The 14109-nt window shown below is 70.2% G+C and carries 19 protein-coding genes; 12 read left to right on the top strand and 7 right to left on the bottom strand.

Annotated features, from left to right (window positions below; all coding sequences use genetic code 11):
- Positions 1-186, bottom strand: a 186-nt coding sequence (locus tag IEZ03_RS33750) for a hypothetical protein (RefSeq protein WP_189241268.1), incomplete at its 3' end; no start/stop codon positions are given.
- Positions 187-520: 334 nt separating this feature from the next.
- On the opposite strand from IEZ03_RS33750, the gene IEZ03_RS33745 reads away from it, so the two are divergent.
- On the top strand, positions 521-859 hold the full coding sequence (locus IEZ03_RS33745) for a TraR/DksA family transcriptional regulator (protein ID WP_184881470.1): 339 nt from the start codon (positions 521-523) through the stop codon (positions 857-859).
- A gap of 374 nt (positions 860-1233) precedes the next feature.
- Positions 1234-3630, top strand: a complete 2397-nt coding sequence (locus IEZ03_RS33740; protein WP_184881469.1) for an ATP-binding protein — start codon at positions 1234-1236, stop codon at positions 3628-3630.
- Here IEZ03_RS33740 and IEZ03_RS33735 read toward each other — a convergent pair.
- The 4 genes from IEZ03_RS33735 to IEZ03_RS33720 form a co-directional block, all read right to left on the bottom strand.
- Positions 3621-4136, bottom strand: a complete 516-nt coding sequence (locus IEZ03_RS33735) for a GNAT family N-acetyltransferase (protein WP_229808744.1) — start codon at positions 4134-4136, stop codon at positions 3621-3623. The genes IEZ03_RS33740 and IEZ03_RS33735 overlap by 10 nt on opposite strands.
- Positions 4133-4966, bottom strand: a complete 834-nt coding sequence (locus tag IEZ03_RS33730; RefSeq protein ID WP_184881465.1) for a phytanoyl-CoA dioxygenase family protein — start codon at positions 4964-4966, stop codon at positions 4133-4135. The genes IEZ03_RS33735 and IEZ03_RS33730 overlap by 4 nt, the downstream gene beginning before the upstream one ends.
- On the bottom strand, positions 4939-5535 hold the full coding sequence (locus tag IEZ03_RS33725; RefSeq protein WP_184881463.1) for a DUF6879 family protein: 597 nt from the start codon (positions 5533-5535) through the stop codon (positions 4939-4941). The genes IEZ03_RS33730 and IEZ03_RS33725 overlap by 28 nt, the downstream gene beginning before the upstream one ends.
- A 65-nt stretch (positions 5536-5600) precedes the next feature.
- A complete protein-coding gene (locus IEZ03_RS33720; protein WP_229808743.1) occupies positions 5601-5741 on the bottom strand; it encodes a hypothetical protein in 141 nt (46 codons plus the stop codon).
- A gap of 442 nt (positions 5742-6183) precedes the next feature.
- Here IEZ03_RS33720 and IEZ03_RS33715 point away from each other — a divergent pair, with 442 nt between their 5' ends.
- Positions 6184-6555 carry a peptidase inhibitor family I36 protein gene (locus IEZ03_RS33715; protein ID WP_184881459.1) on the top strand — a complete coding sequence of 124 codons (372 nt, stop codon included), beginning with the start codon at positions 6184-6186 and terminating at the stop codon, positions 6553-6555.
- Between the two features lie 134 nt (positions 6556-6689).
- On the opposite strand, the gene IEZ03_RS38670 is transcribed toward IEZ03_RS33715, so the two are convergent.
- Positions 6690-6824, bottom strand: a complete 135-nt coding sequence (locus IEZ03_RS38670) for a hypothetical protein (protein WP_268248585.1) — start codon at positions 6822-6824, stop codon at positions 6690-6692.
- A 92-nt stretch (positions 6825-6916) separates the two neighbouring features.
- Here IEZ03_RS38670 and IEZ03_RS33710 point away from each other — a divergent pair, with 92 nt between their 5' ends.
- Entirely contained in the window at positions 6917-7102 is a 186-nt protein-coding gene (locus IEZ03_RS33710; protein WP_184881457.1) for a hypothetical protein, read from the top strand.
- 180 nt (positions 7103-7282) lie between these two features.
- A complete protein-coding gene (locus tag IEZ03_RS33705) occupies positions 7283-8548 on the top strand; it encodes a serine/threonine-protein kinase (RefSeq protein ID WP_184881455.1) in 1266 nt (421 codons plus the stop codon).
- A gap of 90 nt (positions 8549-8638) precedes the next feature.
- Here the strand turns inward: IEZ03_RS33705 and IEZ03_RS33700 are convergent, their stop codons facing one another.
- Positions 8639-9250 carry a TetR/AcrR family transcriptional regulator gene (locus tag IEZ03_RS33700; RefSeq protein WP_184881453.1) on the bottom strand — a complete coding sequence of 204 codons (612 nt, stop codon included), beginning with the start codon at positions 9248-9250 and terminating at the stop codon, positions 8639-8641.
- Positions 9251-9358: 108 nt separating this feature from the next.
- Between IEZ03_RS33700 and IEZ03_RS33695 the strand changes: the two genes are divergently transcribed.
- From IEZ03_RS33695 to IEZ03_RS33665, 7 genes are all read left to right on the top strand, one after another.
- Positions 9359-9919 carry a dihydrofolate reductase family protein gene (locus IEZ03_RS33695; protein ID WP_184881451.1) on the top strand — a complete coding sequence of 187 codons (561 nt, stop codon included), beginning with the start codon at positions 9359-9361 and terminating at the stop codon, positions 9917-9919.
- Positions 9920-10518: 599 nt separating this feature from the next.
- Positions 10519-10782, top strand: a complete 264-nt coding sequence (locus IEZ03_RS38340; RefSeq protein WP_221480585.1) for a hypothetical protein — start codon at positions 10519-10521, stop codon at positions 10780-10782.
- A 96-nt stretch (positions 10783-10878) separates the two neighbouring features.
- A complete protein-coding gene (locus IEZ03_RS33685; RefSeq protein ID WP_184881449.1) occupies positions 10879-11259 on the top strand; it encodes a VOC family protein in 381 nt (126 codons plus the stop codon).
- Positions 11260-11399: 140 nt separating this feature from the next.
- Positions 11400-12734 carry a TrkH family potassium uptake protein gene (locus IEZ03_RS33680; RefSeq protein WP_184881447.1) on the top strand — a complete coding sequence of 445 codons (1335 nt, stop codon included), beginning with the start codon at positions 11400-11402 and terminating at the stop codon, positions 12732-12734.
- Positions 12727-13383: a potassium channel family protein gene (locus IEZ03_RS33675; RefSeq protein ID WP_229808742.1), complete on the top strand. Its 657-nt coding sequence runs from the start codon at positions 12727-12729 to the stop codon at positions 13381-13383. The genes IEZ03_RS33680 and IEZ03_RS33675 overlap by 8 nt, the downstream gene beginning before the upstream one ends.
- A 100-nt stretch (positions 13384-13483) precedes the next feature.
- Complete coding sequence (locus IEZ03_RS33670; RefSeq protein WP_132159120.1) at positions 13484-13687, top strand: ribbon-helix-helix domain-containing protein; 204 nt, start codon at positions 13484-13486, stop codon at positions 13685-13687.
- Positions 13684-14073, top strand: coding sequence for a type II toxin-antitoxin system death-on-curing family toxin (locus IEZ03_RS33665; RefSeq protein WP_184881445.1), 390 nt, complete (start codon positions 13684-13686; stop codon positions 14071-14073). The genes IEZ03_RS33670 and IEZ03_RS33665 overlap by 4 nt, the downstream gene beginning before the upstream one ends.
- Positions 14074-14109: the final 36 nt, after the last annotated feature.

Raw genomic sequence — 14109 nt, 5'->3', positions numbered from 1 at the left:
GCTCTTACTTCCGGCCTTCTGGGCCGCCTCGACCCGGGCCTTCCACCTCTCGTTGCCCAGCAGCCAGTCAAAGGAGTCGGTCTGCAGAGCAAGGAGGTCGGGAACCTCAAGCGGCTCCTTGATGCGCGCGAAAGACGCGCGGCGGGGACCGGCGGGCACGGCGGAGGTGTTGCGCGACACTGCCAACAAATGTCCTTCCGAGGGATCGCGGCGGACTGAAGACACGCACGCCAGACGGCATCACGACCATCACGGAGGAGCGGGATGACCAAGGCGAGCGCGAAGAGGCAGCATAGGCCAAGCGGCAGACAAATGTCCACACGTTACATTAACCGTCAACCTTGATCCCGCAGCCAGAATCGCATGCCGACCCGGCATCCGTCAAGCCGCCCCCCCGAAAGTGGGGGACGGCAGATCCGGCCACAGCGAACTCACTCGGTCTTCCGTGGCACCGCCGGACGGCATCGCGCCGAACGGCCTGGTCCGGAATGGGCTGCGGCACGGAGACGTTGGAGGTGAGATGACCACGGCGGAAGATCGGCTGATCGCGGACCGCGCCGACACGCTCAAGCTCATGGCGTCGCTGAGCGGCGACTGGGACGGCGTCGTCGAGGCGTCGGCACACGCCAACGCGGACGACGAGCACGACCCGGAAGGCGCCACCATCGCCTTCGAACGCGCCCGGGTCGAGGCGTCGCTGAGCCGAGCCCGCGAGCGTCTGGCCGATATCGAGGACGCGCTGCGCCGCATCCGCGGCGGCACCTACGGCACCTGCGAACGCTGCGGCGGCCCGATCGCACCAGGACGCCTGGAGGCCCGCCCAACCGCCCGCACCTGCATCACCTGCGCCGCCACCTGAAACACCAAAGTCACAAAACGGTCACCTGAAACCCGGGGTCACCTGAAACACCGCGGTCATCGTCCTACGTCGAGCAGGCGGGGAAAGGCGGGCGAGGTAGGCGTCGAGGTCGGCGAGCATCTCTGCCGCGCCGTCCGGGCGGTGGCGACTCGATCTCCTCCGGGACGTCCGTTGAGCACGTCGCACAGGACGCACGCGAGCGCGTGCACTTCGGAGGTGGGGCCGACGCCGTTGCCGAGGGTCTGCCTTTTGTAAAGGCCCCGCGAAGCCTCGAAGTTCGCACGGCCAGGTGTCCTTAGCTGGCCTCGGGGCCGTATTCGCCGGCGGGGTCGGGCACCGTAGTCTGGAAACGCCGCTGAGTGACGGGTGGTCGCATGTCGGACAGCCATCATGATCCCGCCGAGCCCGGTACTCGTTCCACCATGTCGGGCAGCGCGAGCGATGTCGTGCAAGCCCGCGATATCAGCGGCGGGATCCACTTCCACTACGGCCGCGGCACCCACACCGCACCGCGGCAATTACCGCGCGGCGTCCGGGTCTTCGTCAACCGCCGGGCCGACCTCGGGCGCCTGGACGACCTGCTCACCGCCCGGCGGGAGGGCGCGGACGGCGGCGTCGTCGCCTATGTGATCGCGGGGACGGCCGGGGTCGGGAAGACATCGCTGGCGCTGCACTGGGCGCACCGGGTGCGCGACGAGTTTCCGGACGGCCAGCTCTATGTCGATCTCCGGGGTTACGACCCCGGCATTCCGGTCACGCCGGATCAGGCGCTTGAGGGTTTCCTGCTCGCGCTCGGCGTTCCCGCGTCCGCCGTCCCGAACGACGTGGCGGCCAAGTCCAGCCTGTACCGAACAATTCTCTCTGACCGCCACATGCTGGTCATTCTCGACAATGCGGGGACGGCCGCACAGGTCCGGCCCCTCATTCCGGGAATGGGGCATAGCCTGGCGATCGTGACGAGCCGCGGCAGCATGTCGGGGCTCCTGATCCGCGCCCCCGCGAAGCGGACGATCCTCGGCACGCTCTCGGAAGAGGAGTCGGTCGCGCTGCTCACCGAGACGACGGCGGACTACCGGTCCGGTGACGACCCGGAGGAGCTCGCCGAACTGGCTCGGCTGTGCGCCCACCTGCCGCTGGCGCTGCGCATCGCCGCCGAGCGCGCGGCGAGCCGCCCCGGCATGCCGCTCGGCGAGCTGATCGCGGACCTGCGGGACGAGTCGTCGCTGTGGGACGCGCTGTCCACCGGCGACGAGGAGGAGGCCGAGGCGGTCCGGACCGTCTTCGCCTGGTCGTACCGCGCCCTTCCGCCGGCCGCCGCCCGCCTGTTCTGCCTCCTCGGGCTGCATCCCGGCGGGGAGTTCAGCGAGGCGGTGGCGGCGGTCCTGTCCGGGCCCGGCGACCGGGTGCGCGGCCCGCTCGACGTACTGGCGGGCGCCTACCTGCTGGAGAACCGGGGATCCGGCCGCTACGGGTTCCACGACCTGCTGCGCGCCTACGCGGTCGACAGGGCCAGGTACGAGATCCCCCAGGGCGAGCAGCTCGACGCGGTGCGGCGCGTGTGCGCCTGGTACCTGCACGGCGCTTACGAGTGCGCGCTGTCCATCGCCCATGACACGACCCTCCTGTTCACCGTCGATCCGCCCGCGGACGCGCCTCGGGTGAGGTTCACCGGCCGCAAGCAGGCCGCCGAGTGGTACGCGCAGGAGAAGCAGAACCTCGCGGGGGCCGTCCAGGCGGCGGCGGACACCGGGCAGTTGCAACTGGCGTGGCGGCTCTCGATCGTCCTCGAACGGATCTACGCGACCTACAACCACGTCCATGACTGGCGCGAGACGGCCCTGACGGGGCTGTCCGCCGCGCGGACCCTCGGCTTCCGGGAGGGCGAGGCGGCACTGTGCGAGAGCCTCGGCCGCCTCTCCCGGATGACGTTGCAGCTCGACGACGCCGAGCAGTACCACCGCGAGGCGTTGGGCATCCACCGCGAGCTGGACGACCCGCTGAGCATGGCCAAGACCCTCAACGGGCTCGGCTGGGTCCACCTGTTCGCGCACGAGCCGGAGGACGCGCGCTCGGTGCTGGGGCAGGCGCTGACGATCGTCCGCGACCTCGATGACCCGTACTGGACCGCGACCGTCCGCTACAGCCTCGGCTATGCCCTTTGCCAGCTGGGACGGCACGACGACGCGGAGGAGGAGCTCACCGGGTCGCTGACCGCGTTCCGGGACATGCGCGACCGGCTCTACGAGTCGATGGTGCTGACGGCGTTCAGCCTGCTCGCACGCCGGCGCGGTGACGCGGCGCAGGCCCTCGCGGCGGCGGACGAGGCCGTGTCGATCGCCCGCCACATGGACAACCCGCTGTGGGAGGGGACGGCGCTGCTGTACCTGGGCAAGGCGCAGCTGGCCGCCGGGCTGCCCGACGAGGCGCTCGTCTCGACCCAGCAGGCCGCCGTGACGTTCCGCCGCGAGGGCGACCCGAGCCGGGAGGCGATGGCCCTGGACGGCACCGGCCGCGCGTACCGGGCGCTGGACAGGCTGCCGGAGGCCGTGGACTTCCACCGCCGCGCCGCCGCGGTGCACGGAATGGTGGGCGACGAGTGGAAACGCGGGAAGAGCCTCCTGCGTCTCGGCGACGCCCTGACGGCGGCCGGGGATCACGACATGGGCGAGCTGCACGTGACCGAGGCGCTGACGGTCCTCGCCCGCTACGACGATCCGCGGTCCGTCGAGCTCCGGTCGGAGGCTCTCGTGATCTACGAGGATCAGGGCTGAGGCGGCAGGTCGTCGCGCAGCAGCGAGTAGAGCACTTGGTCGTGGCGGCGCCCCTCACGCCACTGGGCGGCGCGCAGGACGCCCTCCCGGGTGAAGCCGGCCCGGATGATCATCCGTTGGGAGGCGGTGTTGGCGGCGTCGGCGACGGCCTGGACGCGCCAGGCGAGGGTGTGGTCGAACAGGTACCGGGTGAGCAGGCTCAACGCCTGGGTGCCGAGGCCGCGGCGCCGCTGCTCCGCGAGGATGTGCAGGGCCACCTCCCAGCACCAGGACGTCTCGGCCGGGCCCCATTCCCGGCGGAACCAGAACGCGCTTCCGGCGGCTCGGTCGTCGGCGGTGACGGTCAGCCGTCCGCCGTGCGGTCCGAGCGCCCCCATCTCGGCGAGGCCGCGGCCGGGCGGGCTGAACCCGAACCACTGGTGTTCCCCGGCGCCGTCCCGGGTGGAGTAGGCGTGTTCGAAGACGGGGAGGTCGGCCTCCTCCAGCGGGCGCAGCCGGACGGTCACCACCGGAACTCGCCGAGGAGCTCGCGGGTCTCGGCGTCCCCTCCGCGGGCGAGGTCCTCCGTGAGCGCGCGTTCCGGGGGAACGCCGCACGCGGTGCTGGGCCGCTGCCAGGAGGGGACGAAGCCGAGCAGGAGCAGCCGGCGGTATCCGGCGACGGCGCTGGACGGAACGGTCCGGTGCCAGAGCCCGGCGTGGATGAGGACCGCGTCGCCGGGCTCGAAGAACAGCTCGACCTGCCCGTCGCGGTCGCTCTGGTCACCGAGCGGTATGCGCAGGTCGCCGCGGCGGTGCGAGCCGGGCAGCAGGCAGAGGGCTCCTTCCTTCTCGGTGATCCGGTCCAGGTAGACGAGGCAGTGGACCTGGTGGGGGTAGCTGAACAGGGCCGGGAGCGGGTCGGGGATGACGGGCAGGTGGGCGTGCCAGGGCACCCCGACCCCGGCCCGGCCCGCGTGGTTCAGCCGGGCCTCCAGATCGATCCAGACCTGCGGGCCGAGCAGCGTCCGCGCGATCGACAGTGCCGGCTCCAGTCGGAGAAGCGGGTGGAACACCGGGTCCTTGTCGAGCAGCGACCGGAGGTAGATGCTCTGGCCGGGGAGGCTCTCGGCTTCCGGACGGCCGTCTTCGGCCTTGGCGAGCCGCAGGACGGCGTCCGCGAGGAGGGCGGCCGTCGCACCGTCCAGCAGCCCCCGCCGGACGAGGTAGCCGGACCGGACGACCGCGTCGAGGTCGTCCGGTCTCGCCGTGGTGGTGACCGTCCGGCGCGGGTAGCCGGCCGCCTGGTCGCTGAGGACGAAGTCGGTGCTCAGGTGCGGCCGGCCTTCGACGCGCATGCGTGCTCCTTCGCCCATGCGGGCCGGAGGCCGAGCGGCGAGCGCGGCACTTCCAGCTCGGCGCCGCGGACCTTGGCCAGGAGATCGGCCAGTGGGAAGGACCGGACGTAGAACTCCCGCCAGGCGGTCCGCGCCTGTTCCCGCCGCTCGGGATCGTCGTTCCTGTTGATGTACAGCAGTTCGCCGGAGCGGTCGTAGCTCAGATCCACGACGATCTCGTCGTCGAAGAGCCACGTGTCCGTATAAGGGATGTCGGGCACATCGTCACGGAAGATGAACCGGATGTCCTCGCCCGCCGCGCCGTTGACCGCGTAATACCAGTCGATCTCGAATTGGAGATATGGCGTCAGGACGTGGTCGATGATGTGCACCCTGCCCATGTACTTGCCGGCCGCGACGCACTCCCGGATGCTGCGCGCCCATTCCTCGTTCCGGTCCGGCGGCAGCGGCGCTCCGGAACGGTAGAGGTCGAGGTTGTCGCGTTCCTCCGGCACCGAATAGACGTCGAGCGTCTCGATGCGCGTCGCTGACGACCTGAACTCCGAGAAGAGCCGGCCGAACTCTTCCATGTTGAGAATGATGGCAATTCTCCCGTGTGACGGGCCGGTGCCTCAAGCGGTGCCGGCCTGCGCGGTCAGTCGGCGGCGAGCGCCCGCTCGAGGATGTAGCGCGGGATCTCGACGGCGCCCTCGCCGGGCGGCAGCGCGAGGCCCGTCCGCTCCGGATCGACGACGAAGCCCTGGACGACGATCGTCTTGTTCTCCGTCTCGTACACCGCAGGACACGGACCATTACCGCAGCCCGAACCGCCGATCAACCTGAGTGTCATGGCACGGTCCTCGCCTTGCCGATATTACTCTTCACGCCTTATATATATCGACCACGGAGGAGCGTCAACCGTACTCCCATAAACACCGTGCGTGACGATGACCTCATTTCAGATTCTATCGGTCCATAACGAGAACAATCGCAGCTCACACGACCCAGAGCTGAAATACCGGCACTTACTTGTCACTCTACGCATACTCTGGCCGGATTCGGTCACGCGCTTCTCCGCCAGCCCTGCCATACGGAGGACCGGGGTTTCTTGACCATTCATACGCACCGGCGCCCGGGACCCGATCAGCCGGCCCGTGAAATCTTTCACGGGCCACTGGACCGCATCGGAATCCTGGGCGAACCTGTGTGGCCAGAGCGCCTACGGAGGGAGTGCGCCCATGTGGCGGACCTTGACTCGTGCCTCGCTGGTCACGGCGGTGGCGGCGGCCGCGGCGGTACTGCCGGTGTCGTCCGCGTCTGCGGCACCGGCGCCGGACCCCTGGGACTGTCCGGCCGAGTCGCTGTGCGGTTGGTCGGGGGCCGGGTTCGTCGGCCTGGTCACGACGTTCCGGCCGGGCGCCGGATGCCTCGACGCGCCGTTCCCGTTGCGATCCGTCGCCAACACGCACCGGGGCGGCACGGGCATCCCGGTCGCCTTGCTCGTCTATTCGGACAAGCAATGCACCGGCAGGCTGCTCGGCTCGGTGAGGGGTGGGCAGTCGCTGCCGACCCTCCCCGCCGACGGCCTCAGCGTCTGGTCCGTGTGGTGACCTGAGGCCGGGTGCGTCTCTGCGGAGGCCCGATCGCCCCGGCACGCCCTAAGTCCCGCCCCACCGCCCGCACCTGAATCATCTGCGCCGCCGCCTGACCTCCCGCGTCCCACACGCCTGTCGCGGAAAGCACGCTACTCGGGCGGGCTCCACTCGTCGGCGTGCCAGACACCCAGCGCGAGCCGGTCGTAGTGCGCGTACGTGGGGATGTCGTCCTGGGCGTACAGGGCCAACACCGTCTTCCCGCGCTCCCAGACGTCCCAGCGCACGCCCAGCGAAAGGTCGCCGTGGACACTCCCGGCGGCCCGATCAGCTTCTCGACCATGGCGCGGACCCGCAGGAACTCGGCCTCGAACTCGGTGTGCCCCGCGTCCGGCAGCCGCTCCCAGACGTCCGGGTACTCCTCGTCGAGGTCGTCCTCCTCCTCGTCGTCGTGCTCCTCCGCGTCGACCGGCGGCCACAGCAAGACGAACGGCAGCACCACGAACCAGGCGGGCTGGGGCGGTGGGGTGCCGAGTTCCAGTTCCCAGCCGCCGCCGACCTCTAGCGCGGCGGCCTCAGATGTCCAGTCGATTTCTTGTCCCGGCCGCACCCAACCGGACTCCGCGAGCACCCGCCCGATGGCCGCCGGTCGTCCAGGCACAGCACGGCATGATCCGTCGTTCACCATCCGCCTGGGACATAATCAACTTCCGTTCGAGGCGATACCGGCCAGTGGAGGACGCGCGTGACCCAGGAGGCGCACCTGGACCGGATCGGCGGACGGTACCGGCTCGTGGCGGAGCTGGGATCGGGTGGCTTCGGACGGGTCTGGAAGGCCCATGACGAGACCCTCGGCGTGGACGTCGCGGTCAAGGAGGTGCGGGTGCCGCCGACCGCCTCCGACGCGGAGCGGGCGGAGTTCCTCACCCGCGCCAGGCGGGAGGCCCGCAACGCCGCGCGGCTGCGGGACCATCCCGGCATCATCCCCGTCCATGACGTGGTGATCGTGGACGACGTCCCCTGGATCGTCATGCGCCTCGTCGACGGCCACTCCCTGGAGGACCGGCTCAAGAGGGCGGGGACGATCTCCGCCGAGGAGGCCACGAAGATCGCCGAGGTGCTGCTGAAGGCACTGGACGCGGCGCACACCGCCGGGGTCGTGCACCGCGACATCAAACCGGCGAACGTCATGCTGGCGGGGTCCGGGGAGGCGCTGCTCGCCGACTTCGGCATCGCGGTCCACCAGGCGGACACGGCGCTGACGGCGTCCGGCGCGGTCATCGGCTCGATGGAGTACCTCGCGCCGGAGCGGCTGAGCGGCAAGAACAACGGCACCGCCGGTGACCTGTTCTCCCTCGGCGTCACCCTCTACCGGTGCGTTGAGGGTGTGTCCCCGTTCCGCCGCGACACCGTCGCCGAGACCGTCACGGCGCTGCTGCGGGACGAGCCTCCGCCGCCGAAGCGGGCCGGGAGGCTCGCGCACCTGATGACCAGATTGCTCGACAAGGACCCGGACACCCGCCCGACCGCCGCCGAAGCCCTGGACCTGATCGACGGCCCGCGAGATCCGGACGACAAGCCCACCTCCCACCTGCTCTCCCGGCAACGCCCCGCCCCTCAAAAACCCCCGGTCTCTCGGCCGACCTCGTGGACCCGACGCCTGAACGAGACCCGGAGGCGCGCGTCACGCCCCCGCATCAGCCGGGGAATGCTCGCGGTCGGGACCTGCGTGGCGGTCGCCGTGGCTTTCATGGGGACGATGGTGACGTTCGCGTCCACCGCGCATCTCGCCAAGGCGGGCGACTGCGTCCACTCCGGCGGCCTGGACATCGACGGCTGGGGAACCTGGCGGAGGCATCCCTGCGCGCTCGGTCCCCCGTGGACGGAGAACTACCGCGTCGTCTACCGCTACGACGAGCGCACGTCCTGCTCCACGTTCACGCGGACGCTCGTGCTGCCCGCGAAGAAGGGCAAGGGAACGGCCACCCTGTGCATCGTCCCCGACGAGTGACCCGCAGCGGACCGGAGTGCCGCGGCCGGACGCCGCGGCCCGCGTGATCGACGTTGGCCTGGCCCGCCGCCGCCCCGGAGGCCGAAGCCGCTAGGACTTCTGGCCGGTCCCGGAGTGGTCGGTCAGCGCGACGAGGGCGGCGTCGACGGCATCGGACAGGCGGAGCGGGTCGGGTTCGGCACGGGCGAGGACGTGGAGGCCCTGCATGAGGCCGAGCAGGAGGCGGGCCTGGGCTCCGCAGTCGACGCCGGCGCGGACCTCGCCGGATCGCTGCGCGGCCTGGAGGGCCTGCTTCAGGCCGTCCTCCAGCGCGGCGAAACCCCCGTGCACCAGCCGCCCGGCGGCCTCGTCCTCAGGGAGCAGTTCGGCGGCTGTGTTGCCCAGCATGCAGCCGCGTCCGGGGGTCGCCTGCGCGGCTTGGAGGACGTCGAGGAGCAGCGCCCGGATGCGCGGCAGGACGGCGCCCTCGGCGGCCATGTCGTCGGCCTGCTCCCGGGCCGCGTCCACGTAACGCCCCAGCGCACGGAGGAACAGGGCGTGCTTGCTGCCGTATGCGGCGTACACGCTGCCCGGCAGCACGCCGAGATCCTCCTTGAGGTCGCGGAGCGACGCGGCCGCGTAACCGCGCCGCCAGAAGAGATCGAGGGCGCTCCCGACGACCTGGTCGTCATCGAAGGAGCGCGGCCGTCCGGTGCGTGACATGACGGCATCGTACGACTTCTTGACATGTCGTTCAAAAAGTGACAGCTTGCCGGTACTAGTTCTTGGTCAGTCGTTCAAAAAGTCATCCCTCCAACTAGAGGAGCCCTCGTGAGGCGTCTGTTCCTGCACATCAACGTGTCGATCGACGGTTACATCACCGACCCGGCGGGCGATATCGACTGGCGGTTCGCCGACGAGGAGTTCCAGACCCACATGGACGGAGTGCTGGAGTCGATCGACGGGATGGTCTTCGGCCGGACATCCTTCGAGCAGCTCGCCGCCTACTGGCCGACGGCCGGCGAGGAGGTCTCGTCCACGCAGCGGCGCCGGATGCACGAGCTGCCGAAGTACGTCATGTCCCGCACCCTCCGCGACACCGAATGGCACAACTCCCACCCGCTCGGCGACGACCCGGCGACGGCCTTGAAGGACCTCAAGCGCCGGGACGGCCGCGGCCTCGCCCTCTTCGCGGGCGGCCAGGCCGCCACCGCCGCCATCCGCCTCGGCGTCCTGGACGAGCTGCGGCTTCTGATCAATCCCGCCCTCCTGGGCGGCGGCACGCCACTGTTCAACGGGACGTACCCGCAGCAGGACCTCCGGCTCACCGACACGCGAAGATTCACCTCAGGCGCCCTGCTCAACACCTATGACATCAACGGCCGACACTGAGCGTCGACGGTCACGTCCAGTGGAGTGGTGTGAGAGTCGCCTCCGCGTGATCCTGTTTCTGCAGGTTGAGCGGTGAGTTCTCGCTTGTCGATCTTGGGGTGGGTCCGGTGGCGGAGCGCCTTGAGCCGGAGGTGCTGGAGGAGGAACTGGCGTCCGCGATGGCCGCTTTCACCCACTTCGCGGCGGTTTATCGCGCGGTGCCTCCTGACTTACGGAGCGGCCCTCGCCTGCGAGCTCGTCCTCCTGGCGCTCGTAGTAAGCATTCACCCCTCGTGGTGCGGGCGCGCTCTTCCCCGTCCTCGACTACTGGCGCGACGTGCACGGGATCATGTTCGCCCGTGCCCCGGGGCTGTGGCAGTACCGGCAGCTGCGCCTCGCGGCCAACCGTCCCGGTCTCTGGCCGGAGGTCCCGGGCATCTCGTTCGACGCGCCGGAGACGGCTCAACCCCAGGGCATGCCGCACGGGCTCTTCCTGTCCGAAGCGGACCTGGTCGCGTTCGGCGGCGATCCGCTGCCGAGGGAGACCATCCCTGATGACGCGCACCACTTCATCGGCCGTATCGGCGCCCAGATGTCTCCTTCGGCCAGGGGCAGGACGCTTGTCGACCGGATCAACGAACCCGTTCCTTGCCGGTGGCGCCGGCGGGCTCGCCGGGCAGGTCAGGGCCGTGCACACCTATCCGGTCCGCGAGATCTACACGATCATCTCCGCGGGACGGCCGACCGAGGTCGGGCTGCGCGGCTACCCGGCCGTGCAGACGATCATCGCCGCGGGCGCCGACGACCAGCGCGGCGATGACGTCCTGCACCGCGTCTTCGGCGACGCGGTGCGCGGGCTGGAGCAGCTCAGGCGGAGCACCTGACGCGGGCGGCGGCGCGGTTGACCTCAAGTGGGGTTGAGGGAGCACGCTCGTGGGGAGAGGCCCGGAGCGGCCGGGTCGCGTTCACGGGGAGGGTGCATGTCCATCCGGCTCGACCACATCATCGTCCCGGCGAGGGACAAGAAGACTTCCGCCGACTTCCTGGCGCGGATTCTCGGGCTTGAGGCGGGGGATCAGACGGGGCCGTTCATCCCGGTGACGACCGGGAACGGGGTCACGCTCGACTTCATGGACTCCGACGACTTCCGTTCCCAGCACTGCGCGTTCCTGGTGCCGGACGAGGAGTTCGACGCCATCTTCACCAGGATCAAGGAGTCCGGCGCCCGCTACTACGCCCACCCGGACGGCTCCGGCGCGGGCCAGATCAACACGCGGGACGGGGGACGCGGCGTCTACTTCACCGACCCCGGCGGGCACGCCATGGAGGTCCTCACCGTCCCCTATGGGGGATGGACCTAGGACGGTCCCCGGCGCACCACTGAGGAGTTCCCGAAGCCCGTACCCCGGTAGGGGCCGAGGTGTGGTGGTATGTCCAAGGCAGTTCTGGACTCGGGGGGTGCGTGCTGGTCGGGGGGCGTAGGTCGCGGCCGTGGGGGACGTTGTTCCTCGAACGGTTCCAGCATCCGGCGCAGGTCGTGGCCACCGGGTTCCTGGTCACGATCCTCACGGGGACCCTGCTGCTGTCGCTGCCGGTGGCCCAGTCCGAGCCCGGCTCGGCCTCGGTGGTGGACGCGCTGTTCACCGCCACTTCGGCGGTGTGCGTCACCGGGCTGGTCGTCGTCGACACCGGCACGCACTGGACGATGTTCGGCAACCTCGTCATCCTCGCGCTCGTCCAGGTGGGCGGGCTGGGGCTGATGACCCTGGCGACCCTGTTCGCCATCCTGCTGTCGCGCCGGGTGGGGCTCCGGGCCCGGCTCGCCGCCCAGGTGGAGACCAAGACCCTGCGGATGACCGACGTGCGGCGGGTCGTCCGCCGCGTGGTGGTCTTCAGCCTGGTGTCCGAGACCGTCGTCGCGGCGGTGCTCACCGGACGGTTCCTCATCGGCTACGGCGAGTCCCCCGGCCGCGCCGCGTACCTGGGCGGGTTCCACGCGGTGTCGGCGTTCAACAACGCCGGGTTCGCGCTGTGGCCGGACAGCCTCACGCGGTTCGCGGGCGACCCGTGGATCATCCTGACCGTCTGCACGGCGGTCATCGTCGGCGGGCTCGGCTTCCCGGTGGTGTTCGAACTGGCCCGGGACTGGCGCCGGCCGGGGGGCTGGTCGATCCTCACGCGCGTCACCGTGGCCGCGACGGTCGTGCTGCTGGCGGGCGGGACGCTGGTGCTGTCGGCCGCCGAGTGGAACAATCCGGGCACCCTGGGCGCGCTGCCCGAGTCCGACCGGCTGCCGGGGGGCTTCATGATGGCGGTGATGCCGCGCAGCGGCGGGCTCAACGCCGTGGACGTCGCCCAGATGCGCACCGAGAGCTGGCTGGTCACCGACGTGCTGATGTTCATCGGCGGCGGCAGCGCCGGGACCGCCGGGGGCATCAAGGTCACCACGTTCGGGCTGCTGGCATTCGTGCTGTGGGCGGAGATGCGCGGCGAGGCGCACGTCAACGTGGGGCACCGCCGGCTGCCCGACGGCACGCAGCGGCAGGCGATCGCGATCGTGCTGCTGGGCATCGCCATGGTCACCGCCGGGACGTTCACGCTGCTCGCTATGACGTCCCATACGCTGGACCGCATACTGTTCGAGGTCGTCTCGGCGTTCGGGACCGTGGGCCTGTCCACCGGGATCACCGCCGAGCTGCCGTCCGCCGGGAAGCTGGTGCTGGTCGTGCTGATGTTCGTCGGGCGCATCGGCCCCCTCACCTTCGCCACCGCGCTCGCCCTGCGGGAACGCACCCGCCGCTACGAACTCCCCGTGGAAAGGCCGATCGTTGGCTGAGAATCTTCCCGTCGTGGTGATCGGCATGGGCCGGTTCGGTTCGGCGCTGGCCCTGGAACTGGCGCGGCGCGGCACCGAGGTGCTCGCCATCGACAACCGCCCGAAGATCGTCCAGGCGCTGTCGGGACGGCTCACCCACGTCATCACCGCCGACGCCACCGACATCGACGCGCTTCGCGAACTCGGCGTCGAGGAGTTCTACCGGGCCGTGGTCGCCATCGGCGGCGACCTGGAGGCCAGCATCCTGACGACCTCGCTGCTGGCGGAGCTGGAGGTCGAGGACATCTGGGCCAAGGCCGTCACCCACCAGCACAAGCGCATCCTGGAACGGATCGGCGCCAGCCACATCGTGCTGCCCGAGCACGACATGGGCGAGCGCGTCGCCCACCTGGTCAGCGGCCGGATGCTCGACTACATCGAGGTGGACGAGGATTTCGCCCTGATCAAGACCCGTCCGCCCAAGGAGATCGTCGGCATTCCCCTGGGCGAGACGCGCCTGCGCTCCAAGTACGGCGTGACGGTGGTGAGCGTGAAGTCGGTCGACGAGCCGTTCACCTACGCCACCGCCGACACCGTCCTGCAGTACGGGGACGTCATCCTGGTCGCCGGCCCCATCGCCAAGGTCGAACGCCTCGCCGACCGCACCTGAACGCCTGCCCCACGGCGTCAGGCCGCAGAGCCGTCAGCCTCGGCAAGCCCTTGGTATCGTCTCTGATACCACCTGCCGAACCACGTGAAGGAGTGTCCGAGTGGCCTTCGCAGCACGCCTTCCCGCCGATCTGGACGCCTGGCTGGACGAGGTGGCCTCGGCGGAACACCAGTCGAAGAACGCGATTCTGATCACCGCCCTGGAGGAGTACCGGCAGCGCCGCGAACTCGCCCACGTCCTGCGGCTCGCCGACGAGACCGGCGAAGATCACCGGAGTCTCCTGGACCGCCTGGGCGACGCGTGAGCGTCCGCTATCTGACGGCCGAGGAGAGCGTCGCCATCGGCGGCCGGATCGTGGACGGGAATCTCATCGTCCGCGACTTCGGGCTCGTCGCGTCCGCCGCCGCGAGGCCCTCGACGACGGCATTCGGCACGGACCCCTATCCCACGCTGCTGGAAAAGGCCGCCGCACTCCTGCATTCCCTCACCACGTCGCATCCGTTCACCGACGGGAACAAGCGCGTGGCCTTCGCCGCGACCGATGTCTTTCTCAAACTCAACGGAGCACGGTTCGACCCCGCGGCCGAGGAGGAGCTGTTCGCGACCGTCCTCGACGTCGCGACGCACGTCCTCGACGACGTTCCGGCCATCGCCAAGCGGATCGAGGCGCTCGTTCAGGCCGGGCGCTGAGCCGGGGCGCGGTGGAGGCGCCCCGGCCGGGCGCGG

It is taken from the genome of Actinomadura livida (assembly GCF_014648675.1).
GTDB lineage: Bacteria > Actinomycetota > Actinomycetes > Streptosporangiales > Streptosporangiaceae > Spirillospora > Spirillospora livida.
This window is presented reverse-complemented; position numbering and strand designations above follow the sequence as displayed.